Below are 16888 nucleotides of genomic sequence, written 5' to 3' on the forward strand. Positions count from 1 at the left end.
CCCGATGGACACCGACGCACAGCTTTCGGAGCGCGACCGCTCTCCAGCACCCGATGAGGCACCCGGCGACGGGATGCCGGACCAGGGTGCGGAGCAGGGGTCGCGCTCCGCTCGTTTTCCCCGGTGGGTCCGGCGGGTCCGGGTCCGGCGGGTTTGGCGGTGGCTGACCGGCGGCGGCCCGCTGCGCCGCCTGGGTCTGCTGCTGATCGTCTGTTTGGTCTTCCTGCTTCTGGTCAGCAGCTACGTTGTGCAGCCCTTTCAGATCCCCAGCGGATCGATGCAGCAGACCTTCCGGGTCGGCGACCGCGTGCTGGCCAACAAGCTGGCCTACCGCTTCGGCGACGAGCCGCGGCGCGGCGATGTGATCGTCTTCGACGGCACCGGCTCCTTCGTCCAGGACACGCCGTCGGAGAACCTCGTGACGGCGCTGATCCGCAAGGGCGCCTCGGCCGTCGGGCTGATGCGCCCGGCGGAGACCGACTACATCAAGCGCGTCGTGGGCGTCGGCGGGGACCGGGTCCGGTGCTGCGACCGGCGCGGGCGGCTGGAGGTCAACGGCCGGCCGGTGCTGGAGGAGTATCTGTACCCGGGTGACGAACCTTCCCGAGTCCCGTTCGACATCGTGGTCCCGGAGGGCAAGCTATGGGTCATGGGCGACCATCGCAGTGACTCCCGTGACTCCCGCGACCACTTGGGCGAGCCCGGCGGTGGCACGGTCCCGCTGGACCGGGTCATCGGGCGAGCCGACTGGATCGGCTGGCCGCTGGGCCGGATGACGTCGCTGAAGCGACCGGATGCCTTCGCGGACGTCCCGGACCCGGGCGGTCCGGGAGGGGGCACGGGGCATCCCGGCGGTCCGCATGGGTAGTCGGGGGCGTACACAGGTACGGACGGGCGCGGGGGCCCGTGCACGCACCGGCTCCCACGCCCGTACCACCCCCGCGGCCCCGGACCGCGGACCGGCGGAAGCGGGGGCAGGGGCCGGGGCGCCGCCGGCGACCGGGGGACGGGCGGCCCGGCGCAAGGCCGCGCGGCGGGCCAAGCGGCGCCGCCAACGGTCGGCGATCAAGGAAGTGCCCATCCTCATAGGGGTGGCGCTGCTGATCGCCCTGGTGCTGAAGACCTTCCTCCTGCAGGCGTTCGTGATCCCGTCGGGGTCGATGGAGCAGACCATCCGCATCGGCGACCGGGTGCTGGTGGACAAGCTGACGCCGTGGTTCGGCTCCCGGCCGGAGCGGGGCGACGTCGTGGTCTTCCAGGACCCCGGGGGGTGGCTGGACGGCGAGCAGTCCTACGGCGGCCACGACCCGGTGGTCGTCAAGCAGGTGAAGGAGGGGCTCGCGGCCATCGGCCTGCTGCCCTCGGCCGGTGAGCAGGACCTGATCAAACGGGTGATCGGCACCGGCGGGGACACCGTCAAGTGCTGTGACACCGACGGCCGGGTCACGGTCAACGGAAAGCCCCTCATCGAGCCGTACGTCCATCCGGGGAATCCGCCCTCGCAGTTGAAGTTCGAGGTGAAGGTCCCCGCGGGCCGGCTCTTCGTCATGGGGGACCACCGTTCCGACTCGGCGGACTCGCGGTACCACCTGACCGAGCCGGGGCAGGGGACGATCGCGGAAAGCCAGGTCGTGGGGCGTGCGGTGGTGATCGCCTGGCCCCTGGGGCACTGGCGCGGACTGTCGCAGCCGGAGCCCTTCGCCGCCGTGCGGGACGCACCCCGTACGGGGACGCGAGGGGACGCTTCGGCGCATAGTGTGTCCTCCACGGATCAAGAAGGGTTGATCCGGCTCCCGACCCCTGCGGAACTCCCGCTCGTTATGGGAGTGGTGGGCCTGCGTCGTGTGTGCGACAGGCGGCAGCGTGGAGTGAGGAGTGGATGTGGGGGATTTGGCGGTCGGCGCACGTTCCGGTCACGGAGAGCCCGAAAAGCGGCCCGGGCGGACGGATGAGCCGCTCGGGCAGGCGTCCGGCGGACCCGGCGGCGGGGCCGCCGCGGACGCGCCGGGCGAGGCCGGGGCCCAGGCGGCCCCCGGTCCCGTCGGCGCCGGCCCCGACGCCGTGCCCGTGACGCCCGGGGCGGGCGACGGGGGCACGGACGCCGCGCGGTCCCGCAGGGAGCCGAAGAAGCAACGATCCTTCTGGAAGGAACTGCCGATCCTCGTCGGCATCGCCCTGTTGCTGGCGCTGGTCATCAAGACCTTCCTGGTGCAGGCGTTCTCGATCCCCTCCGAGTCGATGCAGAACACCCTCCAGCGCGGCGACCGGGTGCTGGTGGACAAGCTGACGCCGTGGTTCGGGGCGAAGCCCGAGCGGGGCGAGGTCGTCGTCTTCCACGATCCGGGCGGCTGGCTGGGCGAGACCCCGGGCGCGGACAACGGCCCGGTGGCCGGCGGCATCCAGAAGGTGCTCAGCTTCGTCGGCCTGATGCCCTCCGCGGAGGAGAAGGACCTGATCAAGCGGGTCATCGCGGTCGGCGGCGACACGGTCGAGTGCAAGGGCAACAACGACCCGGTCACGGTCAACGGCAAGGCGCTGGACGAGCCGTACATCTTCCCCGGCAACACGCCCTGCGGTGACAAGCCCTTCGGCCCGATCAAGGTCCCCGACGGCCGGATCTGGGTGATGGGCGACCACCGCCAGGACTCCCTCGACTCCCGCTACCACCAGGACCTCGACCGCTTCCAGGGCACGGTCTCGGAGGACGAGGTCGTCGGCCGGGCCATCGTGGTCGCCTGGCCGGTGAACCGCTGGTCCACCCTCCCCGTCCCGTCGACCTTCGACCAGCCGGGACTGAGCGCGGCCGCCGCCGTGGCGCCGCCGGCCCTCGGGCTCGCGGGCGCGGTGCCGCTGGTGCTGTGGCGTCGGCGCCGTGCGCTGCGCAAGGACGCCGAAGCCCTCGCCAGGGGCTGACCGACGTCGGTACCGCCGGGTAGTGTGCGATTCCGTGCCCCAGGGCATGCGGAATCCGATCTTCCATAGGGGTGTGCGACCACCCCGTGGATCCTGAGGCGGGGCGGGAGACGGCATGAGCGCGACCGACGGAACGGAACGCAGCGCGAGCGGCAGAGCGGAAGGTGGCGCGAGCGGCGGAACGGGCCGCAGCGCGACCGACGGAACGGGACGTAGCGCGACCGGCGGAGCGGAAGGTAGCGCAACCGGCGGGACGGAACGCGACGACGGCCGCGGCCGCACGGGCAGGGTGCTGTCCGGGCTGGCCGTGGCCGTCGGCTGTGTGCTCTTCCTCGGCGGCTTCGCCTGGGCCGCCCTGCTGTACCGGCCCTACACCATCCCCACCGACTCGATGGAGCCCACGATCGGCCGCGGCGACCGGATCCTGGCCCAGTCCATATCCGGCGACGACGTCCGCCGCGGCGACGTCGTGGTCTTCGTGGACCAGGCATGGGGCAGCTCCCCGATGGTCAAGCGCGTGGTCGGCGTCGGCGGCGACAAGATCGAGTGCTGCGACCGGCAAGGCCGGCTGACCGTCAACGGCAAGCCCGTCGAGGAGCCGTACCTCGAAGCCGGCGGCCCTGCCTCGTCCACCGGCTTCTCCGCCACCGTCCCCGAGGGCCATCTCTTCCTCCTCGGCGACCACCGCACCGACTCGCTCGACTCCCGCAGCCACATGGCCGACGGCGGACAGGGCACGGTCCCGCGCGGCGCGGTCACGGCGCGCGTGGACGCCACGGCCTGGCCGTTCTCCCGCGCCGGCATGCTCGACCGGCCCACCTCCTTCGCCGCACTGCCCGGCGGCACCTCCCGCCCCGGCCCGCTGGTGCTCATCACGACGTGCGTCGTCGCGGGCGCGGCGCTCATCCTGGGAGGTGCGGCGTACGGGCCGCTGGCCCGGCGCCTGACGGGACGCGGAAAGGCGGCGGTGCCCCATGGCTGACCCCGGCGCACACGGCCCCGGCCTGCGCAGGGCCGCCCGCGTGATCCTGCTCGACCCCGCGGACCGCGTGCTGCTGATGCACGGCTACGAGCCCGCCGACCCGACCGTCACCTGGTGGTTCACCCCGGGCGGCGGGCTGGAGGGCGACGAGAGCTGGGAGGAGGCGGCGCGCCGCGAGCTGGCCGAGGAGACCGGCATCACGCAGATCGAGCTCGGGCCGGTGCTCTGGCTGCGGACCTGCTCCTTCCCCTTCGACGGGCGGCAGTGGGAGCAGGACGAGCGCTACTACCTCGCCCGCACCGGGCAGACCCCCGCCTGGACCGGCGGCGGGACGGAGCTGGAACGTCGCAGCATCACGGGACTGCGCTGGTGGACGTGCGCGGAACTGCTGGCGGCGCGTGAGACGGTGTATCCGACCAGGCTCGCCGAGCTGCTGCGTACGCTGCTCGACGAGGGGCCCCCGAGTACGCCAGTGCTCCTGGAGACTGAGCGCGCCTGACGCACAATGGGGGGACGCACGGCTGAAGGGGAACATGCCATGAGTGCCGAGGACCTCGAAAAGTACGAGACCGAGATGGAGCTGAAGCTCTACCGGGAGTACCGCGACGTCGTCGGTCTCTTCAAATACGTGATCGAGACCGAGCGCCGCTTCTACCTCACGAACGACTACGAGATGCAGGTGCACTCCGTCCAGGGTGAGGTCTTCTTCGAGGTCTCGATGGCCGACGCGTGGGTGTGGGACATGTACCGGCCCGCGCGCTTCGTGAAGCAGGTGAGGGTGCTCACGTTCAAGGACGTGAACATCGAGGAGCTGAACAAGACGGACCTCGACCTGCCGGGGACCTGAGCCGTCGCCGTGACGGGCGGCTGAAGGCCGGGGGCCGAGGGCTGAGGGCCGGGGAGCCGAGGGCCGCGGGGCCGGGGGTCGAGGGGGCGGAATCTCTCGTTCGAGTGGCGAGGTTTTCCCCAACCGACGGGTTATCCACCAAGATCCAATGGGATGGCCCGGGGGCTTCATAGTCGGCACCGGAGGTGGTGCTGATGAACGCCCGAGGGGGACTCGGCCGCTACGGGGAGAACCTGGCGGCGCGCCGGCTGACCGAGGCCGGAATGGCGGTGCTGGCACGCAACTGGCGGTGCCGCCACGGCGAGATCGACGTCGTGGCGCTCGACGGCGACGTCCTGGTGATCTGTGAGGTCAAGGCCCGGCGCGGCGGCGCGTACGAACACCCGATGGCGGCGGTCCGGGCGACCAAGGCCGACCGGCTGCGGACGCTGGCCGGGCACTGGATGGCCCGGCACGGCGGGGCACCGCCGGGCGGGGTGCGCATCGACGTGGTGGGCGTCATGGTCCCGGACCGCGGCGCGCCCGTCGTCGAGCACGTCAGGGGGGTGGCCTGATGGGGTTCGCCCGTACGTGCTCGGTCGCCCTGGTCGGCGTCGAGGGGGTGGTCGTCGAGGTCCAGGCCGACCTGGAGCCGGGCGTGGCCGCCTTCACCCTGGTGGGGCTGCCCGACAAGAGCCTGGTCGAGAGCCGGGACCGGGTGCGTGCCGCGGTGGTCAACTCCGGGGCCGAGTGGCCGCAGAAGAAGCTCACCGTGGGGCTCAGCCCCGCCTCGGTGCCCAAGAGCGGCTCGGGATTCGACCTCGCGGTGGCCGTGGCCGTGCTGGGCGCCGCCGAAGCCGTCGATCCCGCGGCCATCACCGACCTGGTGATGATCGGTGAGCTGGGGCTCGACGGCCGGGTCCGTCCGGTACGGGGCATCCTCCCGGCCGTGCTCGCCGCGGCCGGCACGGGATACCGCCAGGTCGTCGTGCCGGAACAGACCGCGGCGGAGGCGGCGCTGGTGCCCGGCGTCTCGGTGCTGGGGGTCCGCAGCCTGCGCCAGCTCATCGCGATCCTCACCGACGCCCCGGTACCGGACGAGGAGCCCCCGGAACAGGGCCGGCCCGATCCCCTGCTGGCCGGCCTGCTGGTGCCCGGCGCCGGCATGGGAGGCGGCTCGGCCGCCAGGGCCCGGACGGCCGGGGACGGGACGGGCGGCGGGCCGGACCTCGCGGACGTGGCGGGCCAGCACACCGCACGGCTCGCCCTGGAAGTGGCCGCCGCCGGCCGCCACCACCTGCTGCTCTCCGGACCGCCGGGCGCGGGCAAGACGATGCTCGCCGAACGGCTTCCGGCCATCCTTCCCCCGCTGACGCAACAGGAGGCCCTGGAGGTGACCGCCGTCCACTCCGTGGCGGGCATGCTGCCGCCGGGCGAGCCCCTGGTGGCGGCCGCACCCTACTGCGCGCCGCACCACTCCGCGACGATGCAGTCGCTGGTCGGCGGCGGCAACGGCCTGCCCAGACCCGGCGCCGTCTCCCTCGCCCACCGCGGAGTGCTCTTCATGGACGAAGCGCCGGAATTCAGCACCAAGTCCCTGGACGCGCTGCGCCAGCCCCTGGAGTCCGGACACGTGGTGGTGGCCCGCACGGCGGGGGTGGTGCGGCTGCCCGCCCGCTTCCTGATGGTGCTCGCCGCCAACCCCTGCCCCTGCGGACGGCACACCCTGCACGGAGCGGGCTGCGAATGCCCCGCCTCGATGATCCGCAGATACCAGGCCCGGCTCTCCGGCCCCTTGCTGGACCGGGTGGACCTACGGGTCGAGGTCGAACCCGTGCAGCGCGCCGACCTCCTGGGGCAAGGCGGTCGGGGCGAGCCGACGGCCGTGGTCGCCGCGCGCGTCGCCGAGGCCAGAGCGCGGGCCACCGCCCGGCTCGCGGACACCCCCTGGACCGCCAACAGCGAGGTGCCGGGACACGAGCTGCGCACCCGCTGGCAGCCGGCCCCCGGAGCGCTCGCCCCCGCCGAGTGCGACCTGGAGCGGGGCCTGCTGACGGCCCGTGGGCTCGACCGCGTCCTGCGGGTCGCCTGGACCCTGGCGGACCTCACCGGTCACGACCGCCCCGAAGCCGACGACGTGACCCTTGCCCTGGAACTGCGCACCGGCATCGCCAGGGGAGCCCCGCTGCCGGTCCGGCGGCCGGTGCCGCTGCCCGGGCGGGTCCCGGCGTGCGGGGGCGAGTCGTGAGCGGGGGCCCGTCGTGAGCGGGGGAGTGAACGACGCGGAGCGGCTGGCGCGGGCGGCCCTGACGCGGCTGACCGAGCCCGGTGACGAACACGTGGGGCGGTGGCTGCGGCAGCTGGGCGCCGTGGAGCTGGTCCGGGCGCTGACCGGGGCCGGACCGCCGCCCGAGGGGGCCCGCCCGGACCGGCTGGAGGGATGCCGGGCGCGGGCGCAGACGCTCGATCCCGGCGCCGACCTCGCCGCCGTCGCCCGGCTCGGAGGCCGCTTCCTGTGCCCGGGCGAGCCCGAATGGCCCGGACAGCTCGACGACCTGGGAGACGCCAGGCCCATCGGACTGTGGGTGCGCGGCAGCGCGAACGTACGTCTGTGGGCGCTGCGGTCCGTCGCCGTCGTGGGCGCCCGGGCCTGTACCGACTACGGCTCGCACGTCGCGGCCCTCCTCGGCTCGGGGCTCGCGGAGCGCGGCTGGGTCGTGGTCTCCGGGGCGGCGTTCGGCGTCGACGGCGCGGCGCACCGGGGAGCGCTCGCCGCGGGCGGGGCGACGGTGGCCGTGCTGGCCTCGGGGATCGACGTGCCCTATCCGCGCGGGCACGCCGAATTGATCGCGCGGATCGCCGAACAGGGCCTGGTCCTCGCCGAGTTGCCGCCGGGCGGCCACCCCACGCGCAGCCGCTTCGTCCTGCGCAACCGCGTCATCGCCGCCCTGACACGCGGAACGGTGGTCGTGGAGGCCGAGTACCGCAGCGGGTCGCTCGTCACCGCCCGCCGGGCCCGCGCACTGGGACGGCAGACGATGGGCGTGCCCGGGCCGGTCACGTCGGGCCTCTCCGCCGGGGTGCACGAACTACTGCGCGAAGGGGCATGCCTGGTGACCGACGCCGACGAGATCGCCGAGCTGGTCGGCAGCATCGGAGAGCTCGCCCCCGAGCGACGGGGGCCTGTCGTGCCCAGGGACCTGCTGGAACCGGGGGCCCGGCGGGCCCTGGAGGCGGTGCCCGGCCGGGGCGGCGGCGAGCTTGCGCTCATCGCCCGCAACGCCGGGATGGGCAGGGACCGCACGCTCGCCAGCCTGTACGAACTCCGGGCGCTGGGGTTCGTGGAACGACTGGGCGATCGCTGGCAGTTGGCTGACGCGGCGTCAACATCCGGCACCCCCAAGCCCCCCGGACGGCGCCCCCCTGTGCGGCGAGGCGGTCCTTGACCTGGGGTGATCGGGTGAAAGGGTTAAGGCGGTGACCGCGACGGCCGATACGGCGGGCTCCGTGCGGCCGACGGTCGCCGCCCGTGGCCGTCACGCGCGAAGCGGCCCGCGGAGGGCCCCCGCCCCGCGGAACGCATCCGTGCATACCGAAGGGGTCTCCTCGCTCACCGCAGCGCCGCAGTCACGCTACGCTCACGGAATCCATCCATTCGTACCACCCGATCCACCGTCCACAGCAGAACGGCTCAAGACGACGAATGCCCCAGCACACCTCCGGGTCCGACCGCGCGGCGGCACCGCCTGCAGCGCGCGGCGCCGTGCGCCCTCCCGCACCCTCGACGCTCGATGAGCTGTGGCGGTCGTACAAGACCTCGGGCGACGATCGGCTGCGGGAGCAACTGATCCTCCACTACTCGCCCCTGGTGAAGTACGTGGCGGGCCGCGTCAGCGTCGGGCTGCCGCCCAATGTGGAGCAGGCCGACTTCGTCTCCTCCGGCATCTTCGGCCTCATCGACGCCATCGAGAAGTTCGACCCCACCCGCTCCATCAAGTTCGAGACCTACGCGATCACCCGCATCCGCGGCGCGATGATCGACGAACTCAGGGCGCTGGACTGGATCCCGCGCTCCGTCCGGCAGAAGGCGCGCGCCGTCGAACGCGCCTACGCCACCCTGGAGGCCGAGCTGCGCCGCACGCCCTCGGAGGCGGAGGTGGCGGCCGAGATGGGTGTCACCCTCGACGAACTGCACGCGGTCTTCAGCCAGTTGTCCCTGGCCAACGTGGTCGCCCTGGAGGAGCTGCTGCACGCGGGCGGCGAGGGCGGTGACCGGCTGAGCCTCATGGACACCCTGGAGGACACCGCGGCCGACGACCCCGTCGAGGTCGCCGAGGACCACGAGCTGCGCAGGCTGCTGGCCCGCGCGATCAACACCCTCCCCGAGCGGGAGAAGACCGTGGTCACCCTCTACTACTACGAGGGGCTCACCCTCGCCGAGATCGGCCACGTCCTCGGTGTCACCGAGAGCAGGGTGAGCCAGATCCACACCAAGTCCGTCCTGCAGCTGAGGGCCAAGCTCGCGGACGTCGGGCGCTGAAGCGTCCGCTGAATCGTCCCTCCAGCGTCGTCCCCGGCAGGCCCTGTCCGTAAAGTGGGAGCGTGCCCAGGATTCGAGCGGCCTCAGTGGCCGAGCACCGGACGATGCAGCGCGGCGCCCTGCTGGACGCCGCCCGCTCCCTGCTGTCCGAAGGCGGGACGGAGGCGCTGACCTTCCCCGCCCTCGCCGAGCGCACGGGACTCGCGCGGTCCTCGGTCTACGAGTACTTCCGCTCCCGGGCCGCTGTGGTCGAGGAACTGTGCGCCGTCGACTTCCCCGTCTGGGCCGCGGAGGTCGAGGCCGCCATGGAACGGGCCGACACGCCCGAGGGGAAGATCGAGGCGTATGTGCGACAGCAGCTGACGCTCGTCGGCGACCGCCGCCACCGCGCCGTGGTCGCCATCTCCGCCGGAGAGCTGGACGCCGGCGCCCGCGAGAAGATCCGCGCCGCGCACGGCGGCCTGGTCACCATGGTCGGCGAAGCACTCATGGCCCTCGGCCACGAGCAGCCCCGCCTCACCGCCATGCTGCTCCAGGGCGTCGTCGACGCCGCCGTCCGCCGCATCGAGCTCGGCGCGGCCGAGGAACCGGACCACATCACCGAAGCTGCCGTCGCCATGGCGCTACGCGGCGTCCGCGGCTGACCGGGGGCCCCTCCCCTCCCCCCGGCCCCCCACCCCACCCCACCCACCCCAGCCCCCTCCACTGCGCCTACTGCGCCTACTGCGCGAACCCGAACCCGGGTCCGAACCCGGTGGCCGTTCCCGGGTGCCCGTCTGTCAGGGGGAGCAGACGGGACGGCGGGCGGCGCAGCATCCAGGGTGGGAGCAGCGTCAGCGGGTCCAGGTAGGCGTCGCCGCGGCGCAGGCCCCAGTGCAGGCAGGGCGTCGCGCCGCAGTGGGACGGGCCCGCCTCCAGTACTCCCACCACCGCACCTGCCGGCACGTGGTCGCCCTCGTGCACCGTCGCCCGTACGGGCTCGTACGTCGTGCGCAAGGGCGGGCTGCCCGTTCCTGGCAGCTCCACCGCCACCACCCCGCGCCCGGCGATCGTGCCCGTGAAGGACACCGTTCCGGGGGCGGCGGCCCGCACCGGGCTGCCCGGCGGAGCGCCCAGGTCCACGCCCCGGTGGCCGGCGGCCCAGGGGGCCGGAGGCGGACGCCAGGCCCGTAGGACCGGCGGCCGGGGAGCCAGCGGCCATGAGCGGCCATCGGCCGCCCCCGCCCCCGCCCCCGCACCCGGGCCCTGCGCGCCGGGCGCGGGGGCGGCCTGGGGTGCGGTGGAGCAGAGGAGGAGGGCGAGCACGCCGAGCACGAGGGATCGCACAGCCGTACGGAGTCGTCGCATGGAGTCACCATGCCCCGGGGGAGGCGGGGCGCGGGGATCTTGGCCGCAGCCTGTGGACTACTCGCGGGTTGTGGACAACGCCGTCACCCGGCGCTTCTCCGGTCCCGTACACTTCTCATGGCGATCCGGGTCACCGGGTCGACTTCGCACGCCCCGCCACCGGCGCGTCAGACCCTCTCGGGCAGCACGGTGGCCGTGTCTCTCGGTCCGTGGAACGGCTCCTCGCAAGGGTGACGTCCACGGCAGGCGCGTCGGGGCGTCAGGAGCGGCGGCCGCCCGGCCGTCGTGGAACCGAGTATTTCAAGGAGCGCGGCCATGGCCGTCGTCACGATGCGGGAGCTGCTGGAGAGCGGCGTCCACTTCGGTCACCAGACCCGTCGTTGGAACCCGAAGATGAAGCGTTTCATCTTCACGGAGCGCAACGGCATCTACATCATCGACCTGCTCCAGTCGCTGTCGTACATCGACCGCGCCTACGAGTTCGTCAAGGAGACCGTCGCGCACGGCGGCTCCATCATGTTCGTCGGTACGAAGAAGCAGGCCCAGGAGGCCATCGCCGAGCAGGCGACCCGTGTCGGCATGCCCTACGTCAACCAGCGCTGGCTGGGCGGCATGCTCACCAACTTCTCGACCGTCTACAAGCGCCTGCAGCGCCTGAAGGAGCTCGAGCTCATCGACTTCGAGGATGTGGCCGCCTCCGGCCTCACCAAGAAGGAGCTCCTGGTCCTCTCCCGCGAGAAGGCCAAGCTGGAGAAGACCCTCGGTGGTATCCGCGAGATGCAGAAGGTGCCCAGCGCCGTCTGGATCGTGGACACCAAGAAGGAGCACATCGCCGTCGGTGAGGCGCGCAAGCTCCGCATCCCGGTCGTCGCGATCCTCGACACCAACTGCGACCCCGACGAGGTCGACTACAAGATCCCGGGCAACGACGACGCCATCCGCTCCGTCACCCTGCTCACCCGCGTGATCGCCGACGCCGTCGCCGAGGGCCTCATCGCCCGCTCCGGTGGTGCCGGTGAGGGCAAGGGCGAGAAGGCCGCCGGCGAGCCCCTCGCCGAGTGGGAGCGCGACCTGCTTGAGGGCGAGAAGAAGGCCGACGAGGCCGCCGCCGAGAAGCCGGCCGAGGCTGAGGCCGAGGCCGAGAAGCCGGCCGACGCCGAGCAGGCCTGACACCCTGCCGCGGGTGACGGCGGGGGTGAAAGCCCCCGCCGTCACCCGGTGGATCCACTGTCGGCCCCCGTCAGCGGGACGGGGACCGGCAGGTGTGGTGACCTCAAGACGGACCAGCCTTGCCCGTGACGCCACGAAGGCCCGGCAAGGCGTAGTGCAGAAGAAGGATTGAAGGATGGCGAACTACACCGCCGCTGACGTCAAGAAGCTGCGTGAGCAGACCGGCGCCGGCATGATGGACTGCAAGAAGGCGCTCGACGAGGCCGAGGGCAACCTTGAGAAGGCCATCGAGATCGTCCGCGTCAAGGGCCTGAAGGGTGTGGCCAAGCGCGAGAGCCGCACCACCGAGAACGGCGCCGTCGCCTCCCTCATCGCCGAGGACAACACCTCCGGTGTCATCGTCGAGCTCAAGTGCGAGACCGACTTCGTCGCCAAGGGCGAGAAGTTCGTCGCCGTCGCCGACGCCCTGGCCGCCCACATCGCCAAGACCGCTCCGGCCGACGTCGCCGCCCTGATGGCGTCCGAGATCGAGGCCGGCAAGACCGTCCAGGCGTTCGTGGACGAGGCCAACGCCACCCTGGGCGAGAAGATCGTCGTGGACCGCTTCGCGCAGTTCGCCGACGGCAAGGTCTACGCCTACATGCACCGCACCGCCGCGGACCTGCCCCCGCAGGTCGGTGTCCTGGTCGAGCTGGACAAGGACAACGCCGAGGTCGCCAAGGACGTCGCGCAGCACATCGCCGCGTTCGCGCCGAAGTTCCTCTCCCGTGACGCCATCTCCGCCGACGTCGTCGAGAACGAGCGCCGCGTCGCCGAGGCCACCGCTCGCGAGGAGGGCAAGCCCGAGGCTGCCCTGCCGAAGATCGTCGAGGGTCGCCTCACCGGCTTCTTCAAGGAGCAGGTCCTGCTGGACCAGCCCTTCGCGAAGGACAACAAGAAGACCGTCCAGAAGGTCCTGGACGAGGCCGGTGTCACGCTGAAGCGCTTCGCCCGCATCCGCGTCGGCGCCTGAGCTGTCCGCAGGACAGCGAATGACCCGCGACCCGCTAGGGTCGTACGCAGCCGACCGTCCACCGGCCGGCCGCTGATGTGACGAGGAGGCCATTGCCGCAGAGGGAACCGAAAGGATCCATCCGGCAATGGCCTTCTTCGTATGTGCACGAGGAGAACTCCAATGAACCAGGGCGCGGACGCCAAGCAGGCCGCCGACGACACGAGCGCCGACCAGGGCAAGACCCGTCGGTTCCTGCTGAAACTGTCAGGTGAGGCCTTCGCCGGTGGCGGTGGGCTGGGCGTCGACCCCGACGTCGTGCACGCCATCGCCCGCGAGATCGCGGCCGTGGTCCGCGAGGGCTACGAGATCGCGGTCGTCATCGGCGGCGGCAACTTCTTCCGCGGCGCCGAGCTGCAGCAGCGCGGCATGGACCGGGCCCGCTCGGACTACATGGGCATGCTCGGCACCGTGATGAACAGCCTCGCCCTCCAGGACTTCCTGGCCAAGGAAGGCGTCGAGACCCGGGTCCAGACCGGCATCACCATGGGCCAGGTCGCCGAGCCGTTCATCCCGCTGCGCGCCGTGCGCCACCTGGAGAAGGGCCGCGTCGTGATCTTCGGCGCCGGCATGGGCATGCCCTACTTCTCCACCGACACCACCGCCGCCCAGCGCGCCCTGGAGATCCACGCCGAGGCGATCCTCATGGGCAAGAACGGCGTCGACGGGGTCTACGACTCCGACCCCAAGAAGAACCCCGACGCGGTGAAGTTCGACGCCCTGGAGTACGGCGAGGTGCTCGCCCGCGGCCTGAAGGTCGCCGACGCCACCGCCATCAGCCTGTGCATGGACAACAAGCTGCCGATCCTGGTCTTCGAGCTGCTGGCCGAGGGCAACATCGCGCGTGCGGTGAAGGGTGAGAAGATCGGCACGCTCGTGAGCGACCAGGCCACGCGGGACTGAGACCCGCACCGCCGTCCGTGGTGAGCACCCGAGGTGTCACGGACGGCAACTCGCTGCCGCGGGAAGACCTCGGCACGGGGATGGACAACTGCCTGCCGGTCGGACACCGTGCAGGAGAAGACGCGCGCAGGGGCGAGGCTCTGCTTACTGATAACACCAGGAGCAAGTGGTGATCGAAGAGATCCTCCTCGAAGCCGAGGAGAAGATGGAGAAGGCCGTTGTGGTCGCCAAGGAGGACTTCGCGGCGATCCGCACCGGGCGTGCGCACCCGGCGATGTTCAACAAGATCGTGGCGGACTACTACGGTGCGCTGACGCCCATCAACCAGCTGGCGTCGTTCTCGGTGCCGGAGCCGCGCATGGCCGTGGTCACGCCGTTCGACAAGACCGCCCTGCGCAACATCGAGCAGGCGATCCGCGACTCGGACCTCGGCGTCAACCCGAGCAACGACGGCAACATCATCCGGGTGACGTTCCCGGAGCTCACCGAGCAGCGCCGCCGTGAGTACGTCAAGGTCGCCAAGACCAAGGCCGAGGACGCCAAGGTCTCGATCCGCTCCGTCCGCCGCAAGGCCAAGGACGCCCTCGACAAGCTCGTCAAGGACAAGGAGTCCGGCGAGGACGAGGTGCGCCGCGCGGAGAAGGAGCTCGACGACACCACCGCGAAGTACGTCGCGCAGGTGGACGAGCTGCTCAAGCACAAGGAAGCCGAGCTGCTTGAGGTCTGATGAACGACGCATCCTGGGGAGCCCCGCCGCGCGCCGGTAGCTGGGGAGTCACCGACCAGGGTCCTTCCCCCGTGCACGGCTGGGAAGGACCCCCACCGGCGGGTCCTCTGCACGAGGCGGGCATCGCGGCGCAGACTCGCCCCATGCCCACTGTGCCCGGAGCAGGCGGATACCAGGACGACGGAGCCGACCGTGACCAGGGGGCCGCGCACATCGGCGGCCCCCTGTTCCGCGATGAACAGGAGCCCGACATCCGGCCGCAGGAGCCTGCCGCCCCCCAGGGGGCCAAGGCCAAGAAGAGCGCGGGCCGCGATCTGCGGGCCGCGGTGGGGGTCGGCGTGGGCCTCGGCGCCGTCATCCTCGCCTCCCTGTTCATCTACAAGCCCGTCTTCCTCGGCGTGATCGTCGTCGCCGTGGTGGTCGGGCTGTGGGAGCTGACGTCCCGGCTCGCCGAGCGCAAGGCCATCAAGGCCCCCCTGGTGCCGCTGGCCATCGGCGGCGCCGCGATGATCGTCGCGGGCTACGTCAACGGGCCCGAGGGCGCGTGGGTGGCCATGGCCTTCACTGCGCTCGCCGTGCTCGTGTGGCGCATGACCGAGCCGCCGGACGACTACCTCAAGGACGTCACCGCCGGCGTCTTCGCGGCGTTCTACGTGCCGTTCCTGGCCACCTTCGTGGCGCTGATGCTCGCGGCGGGCGACGGCGCCTGGCGGGTGCTGACGTTCCTCGTCCTGACGGTCGTCAGCGACACCGGCGCCTACGCGGTCGGCTGGCGCTTCGGCAAGCACAAGCTCGCCCCGCGCATCAGCCCCGGCAAGACCCGCGAGGGCCTGTTCGGCGCCGTGGCGTTCGCGATGGTGGCGGGCGCCCTGTGCATGCAGTACCTGATCGACGACGGCGTGTGGTGGCAGGGTCTGCTGCTGGGCTTCGCGGTCGCCGTCAGCGCCACCCTGGGCGACCTCGGCGAATCCATGATCAAGCGGGACCTGGGCATCAAGGACATGGGCGCCCTGCTGCCGGGCCACGGTGGAATCATGGACCGGCTGGACTCGCTGCTGCCGACCGCTCCGGTGGTGTGGCTGCTCATGGTCGCCTTCGTGGGCGCGGCCTAGATCGATTCGGCCTGGTTTCGTGCCAGGTACCCTGGAAGGGCTCGTCGCTGCGCGGCGGGCCCTTTTCCGGCCCCGCGCCCGCGGGGATTCCCCCAGCTGTGAGACCTCCGGGTTCCGGCACCGTCCTGCCGCTGGCTCCGCGATTGCGGAGATCATCCGCTCTCGTCGCAATGAGGAGTTTCCGCTCATGGCCCCCGCGCCTGGAGAACTGACGTTCGTCGCCCCCCGCGGTGCCAAGCTGCCCCCGCGGCACCTCGCCGACCTCAGCCCCGCCGAGCGCCGCGAGGCGGTCGCCGCGATCGGTGAGAAGCCGTTCCGCGCGAAGCAGCTGTCCCAGCACTACTTCGCCCGGTACGCGCACGACCCGGCCACCTGGACCGACATCCCGGCCGCCGCCCGCGAGAAGCTCGCGGGCGAGCTGCTGCCGGAGCTGATGAGTGTGGTGCGGCACATCTCGTGCGACGACGACACCACCCGCAAGACCCTCTGGCGCCTGCACGACGGCAAGCTCGTCGAGTCGGTCCTGATGCGCTACCCCGACCGGGTCACCATGTGCATCAGCTCCCAGGCCGGCTGCGGCATGAACTGCCCGTTCTGCGCCACCGGCCAGGCGGGCCTGGACCGCAACCTGTCGACGGCCGAGATCGTCCACCAGATCGTCGACGGCATGCGCGCCCTGCGCGACGGTGAGGTGCCGGGCGGCCCCGCCCGCCTGTCCAACATCGTCTTCATGGGCATGGGCGAGCCGCTCGCCAACTACAAGCGCGTCGTCGGCGCCATCCGCCGCCTCACCGACCCCGAGCCGGACGGCCTGGGCCTGTCGCAGCGCGGCATCACCGTCTCCACCGTCGGCCTCGTCCCGGCGATGCACCGCTTCGCCGACGAGGGCTTCAAGTGCCGCCTCGCCGTCTCGCTGCACGCGCCGGACGACGAGCTGCGCGACACCCTCGTGCCGGTCAACACCCGCTGGAAGGTCCGCGAGGTCCTCGACGCCGCCTGGGAGTACGCGGAGAAGTCCGGCCGCCGGATCTCCATCGAGTACGCCCTGATCCGCGACATCAACGACCAGGCGTGGCGCGGCGACCTGCTCGGCCGGCTGCTCAAGGGCAAGCGGGTGCACGTCAACCTCATCCCGCTCAACCCCACCCCCGGCTCGAAGTGGACGGCCTCCCGGCCGGAGGACGAGCGGGCCTTCGTCGCGGCGATCGCCGCGCACGGCGTGCCGGTCACCGTCCGTGACACGCGTGGCCAGGAGATCGACGGGGCCTGCGGCCAGCTGGCCGCCACCGAGCGCTGATACTGTCCCTCTGCACCACT

General features: G+C 72.0%; 18 protein-coding genes. 17 read left to right on the forward strand and 1 reads right to left on the reverse strand.

The window, feature by feature from the left end:
- Positions 1 to 4: 4 nt before the first annotated feature.
- The 11 genes from lepB (IE182_RS13425) to IE182_RS13475 all read left to right on the forward strand — a co-directional run bounded on the left by lepB (IE182_RS13425) (position 5) and on the right by IE182_RS13475 (position 9905).
- Positions 5 to 868, forward strand: a complete 864-nt coding sequence (lepB, locus tag IE182_RS13425; RefSeq protein WP_190109996.1) for a signal peptidase I — start codon at positions 5 to 7, stop codon at positions 866 to 868.
- Positions 861 to 1952 carry a signal peptidase I gene (gene lepB, locus IE182_RS13430; protein WP_190109997.1) on the forward strand — a complete coding sequence of 364 codons (1092 nt, stop codon included), beginning with the start codon at positions 861 to 863 and terminating at the stop codon, positions 1950 to 1952. The genes lepB (IE182_RS13425) and lepB (IE182_RS13430) overlap by 8 nt, the downstream gene beginning before the upstream one ends.
- Positions 1891 to 2913, forward strand: coding sequence for a signal peptidase I (gene lepB, locus IE182_RS13435; RefSeq protein ID WP_190110054.1), 1023 nt, complete (start codon positions 1891 to 1893; stop codon positions 2911 to 2913). Before lepB (IE182_RS13430) ends, lepB (IE182_RS13435) begins: the two co-directional genes overlap by 62 nt.
- Positions 2914 to 3028: 115 nt before the next feature.
- On the forward strand, positions 3029 to 3895 hold the full coding sequence (gene lepB, locus IE182_RS13440) for a signal peptidase I (RefSeq protein WP_190109998.1): 867 nt from the start codon (positions 3029 to 3031) through the stop codon (positions 3893 to 3895).
- Entirely contained in the window at positions 3888 to 4394 is a 507-nt protein-coding gene (locus tag IE182_RS13445; protein WP_190109999.1) for an NUDIX hydrolase, read from the forward strand. The genes lepB (IE182_RS13440) and IE182_RS13445 overlap by 8 nt, the downstream gene beginning before the upstream one ends.
- Positions 4395 to 4433: 39 nt before the next feature.
- Positions 4434 to 4742: a DUF2469 domain-containing protein gene (locus IE182_RS13450; RefSeq protein WP_126916304.1), complete on the forward strand. Its 309-nt coding sequence runs from the start codon at positions 4434 to 4436 to the stop codon at positions 4740 to 4742.
- A 194-nt stretch (positions 4743 to 4936) separates the two neighbouring features.
- Positions 4937 to 5296 (forward strand): YraN family protein, encoded by a 360-nt coding sequence (locus IE182_RS13455; protein WP_190110000.1) that lies wholly within the window; start codon positions 4937 to 4939, stop codon positions 5294 to 5296.
- On the forward strand, positions 5296 to 6969 hold the full coding sequence (locus tag IE182_RS13460; protein WP_190110001.1) for a YifB family Mg chelatase-like AAA ATPase: 1674 nt from the start codon (positions 5296 to 5298) through the stop codon (positions 6967 to 6969). The genes IE182_RS13455 and IE182_RS13460 overlap by 1 nt, the downstream gene beginning before the upstream one ends.
- A gap of 13 nt (positions 6970 to 6982) precedes the next feature.
- Positions 6983 to 8167 (forward strand): DNA-processing protein DprA, encoded by a 1185-nt coding sequence (gene dprA / locus IE182_RS13465; protein WP_190110002.1) that lies wholly within the window; start codon positions 6983 to 6985, stop codon positions 8165 to 8167.
- A 257-nt stretch (positions 8168 to 8424) separates the two neighbouring features.
- Entirely contained in the window at positions 8425 to 9261 is an 837-nt protein-coding gene (whiG, locus tag IE182_RS13470; protein WP_190110003.1) for an RNA polymerase sigma factor WhiG, read from the forward strand.
- 86 nt (positions 9262 to 9347) lie between these two features.
- Complete coding sequence (locus IE182_RS13475) at positions 9348 to 9905, forward strand: TetR/AcrR family transcriptional regulator (RefSeq protein ID WP_190110055.1); 558 nt, start codon at positions 9348 to 9350, stop codon at positions 9903 to 9905.
- 76 nt (positions 9906 to 9981) lie between these two features.
- Here IE182_RS13475 and IE182_RS13480 read toward each other — a convergent pair whose 3' ends face one another.
- Positions 9982 to 10608 (reverse strand): M23 family metallopeptidase, encoded by a 627-nt coding sequence (locus IE182_RS13480; RefSeq protein WP_190110004.1) that lies wholly within the window; start codon positions 10606 to 10608, stop codon positions 9982 to 9984.
- Positions 10609 to 10923: 315 nt separating this feature from the next.
- On the opposite strand from IE182_RS13480, the gene rpsB reads away from it, so the two are divergent.
- From rpsB to rlmN, 6 genes are all read left to right on the forward strand, one after another.
- Positions 10924 to 11778: a 30S ribosomal protein S2 gene (rpsB, locus tag IE182_RS13485; protein ID WP_190110005.1), complete on the forward strand. Its 855-nt coding sequence runs from the start codon at positions 10924 to 10926 to the stop codon at positions 11776 to 11778.
- Between the two features lie 175 nt (positions 11779 to 11953).
- Positions 11954 to 12790 (forward strand): translation elongation factor Ts, encoded by an 837-nt coding sequence (gene tsf, locus IE182_RS13490; protein WP_190110006.1) that lies wholly within the window; start codon positions 11954 to 11956, stop codon positions 12788 to 12790.
- Positions 12791 to 12952: 162 nt separating this feature from the next.
- Positions 12953 to 13732, forward strand: a complete 780-nt coding sequence (pyrH, locus tag IE182_RS13495; RefSeq protein WP_190110007.1) for a UMP kinase — start codon at positions 12953 to 12955, stop codon at positions 13730 to 13732.
- 169 nt (positions 13733 to 13901) lie between these two features.
- Positions 13902 to 14459 carry a ribosome recycling factor gene (frr, locus tag IE182_RS13500; protein ID WP_190110008.1) on the forward strand — a complete coding sequence of 186 codons (558 nt, stop codon included), beginning with the start codon at positions 13902 to 13904 and terminating at the stop codon, positions 14457 to 14459.
- Positions 14459 to 15571: a phosphatidate cytidylyltransferase gene (locus tag IE182_RS13505; protein ID WP_190110009.1), complete on the forward strand. Its 1113-nt coding sequence runs from the start codon at positions 14459 to 14461 to the stop codon at positions 15569 to 15571. The genes frr and IE182_RS13505 overlap by 1 nt, the downstream gene beginning before the upstream one ends.
- A 187-nt stretch (positions 15572 to 15758) precedes the next feature.
- Positions 15759 to 16868 carry a dual-specificity RNA methyltransferase RlmN gene (rlmN, locus tag IE182_RS13510; RefSeq protein ID WP_190110010.1) on the forward strand — a complete coding sequence of 370 codons (1110 nt, stop codon included), beginning with the start codon at positions 15759 to 15761 and terminating at the stop codon, positions 16866 to 16868.
- Positions 16869 to 16888 lie beyond the last annotated feature (20 nt).

The sequence above is a fragment of the Streptomyces cinnamoneus genome (assembly GCF_014650495.1).
In the GTDB taxonomy this organism is placed as follows: Bacteria; Actinomycetota; Actinomycetes; order Streptomycetales; family Streptomycetaceae; genus Streptomyces; species Streptomyces cinnamoneus.

Excerpts from the sequence above, each read along its gene's own strand:
- IE182_RS13460 (WP_190110001.1), top strand. The coding sequence starts at position 5,296 with ATGGGGTTCGCCCGTACGTGCTCGGTCGCCCTGGTCGGCGTCGAGGGG.
- IE182_RS13505 (WP_190110009.1), top strand. The coding sequence starts at position 14,459 with ATGAACGACGCATCCTGGGGAGCCCCGCCGCGCGCCGGTAGCTGGGGA.
- rpsB (WP_190110005.1), top strand. The coding sequence starts at position 10,924 with ATGGCCGTCGTCACGATGCGGGAGCTGCTGGAGAGCGGCGTCCACTTC.
- pyrH (WP_190110007.1), top strand. The coding sequence starts at position 12,953 with ATGAACCAGGGCGCGGACGCCAAGCAGGCCGCCGACGACACGAGCGCC.
- lepB (WP_190109998.1), top strand. The coding sequence starts at position 3,029 with ATGAGCGCGACCGACGGAACGGAACGCAGCGCGAGCGGCAGAGCGGAA.
- whiG (WP_190110003.1), top strand. The coding sequence starts at position 8,425 with ATGCCCCAGCACACCTCCGGGTCCGACCGCGCGGCGGCACCGCCTGCA.
- IE182_RS13445 (WP_190109999.1), top strand. The coding sequence starts at position 3,888 with ATGGCTGACCCCGGCGCACACGGCCCCGGCCTGCGCAGGGCCGCCCGC.
- IE182_RS13450 (WP_126916304.1), top strand. The coding sequence starts at position 4,434 with ATGAGTGCCGAGGACCTCGAAAAGTACGAGACCGAGATGGAGCTGAAG.
- lepB (WP_190109996.1), top strand. The coding sequence starts at position 5 with ATGGACACCGACGCACAGCTTTCGGAGCGCGACCGCTCTCCAGCACCC.
- lepB (WP_190109997.1), top strand. The coding sequence starts at position 861 with ATGGGTAGTCGGGGGCGTACACAGGTACGGACGGGCGCGGGGGCCCGT.
- tsf (WP_190110006.1), top strand. The coding sequence starts at position 11,954 with ATGGCGAACTACACCGCCGCTGACGTCAAGAAGCTGCGTGAGCAGACC.
- rlmN (WP_190110010.1), top strand. The coding sequence starts at position 15,759 with ATGGCCCCCGCGCCTGGAGAACTGACGTTCGTCGCCCCCCGCGGTGCC.
- IE182_RS13480 (WP_190110004.1), bottom strand. The coding sequence starts at position 10,608 with ATGCGACGACTCCGTACGGCTGTGCGATCCCTCGTGCTCGGCGTGCTC.
- IE182_RS13455 (WP_190110000.1), top strand. The coding sequence starts at position 4,937 with ATGAACGCCCGAGGGGGACTCGGCCGCTACGGGGAGAACCTGGCGGCG.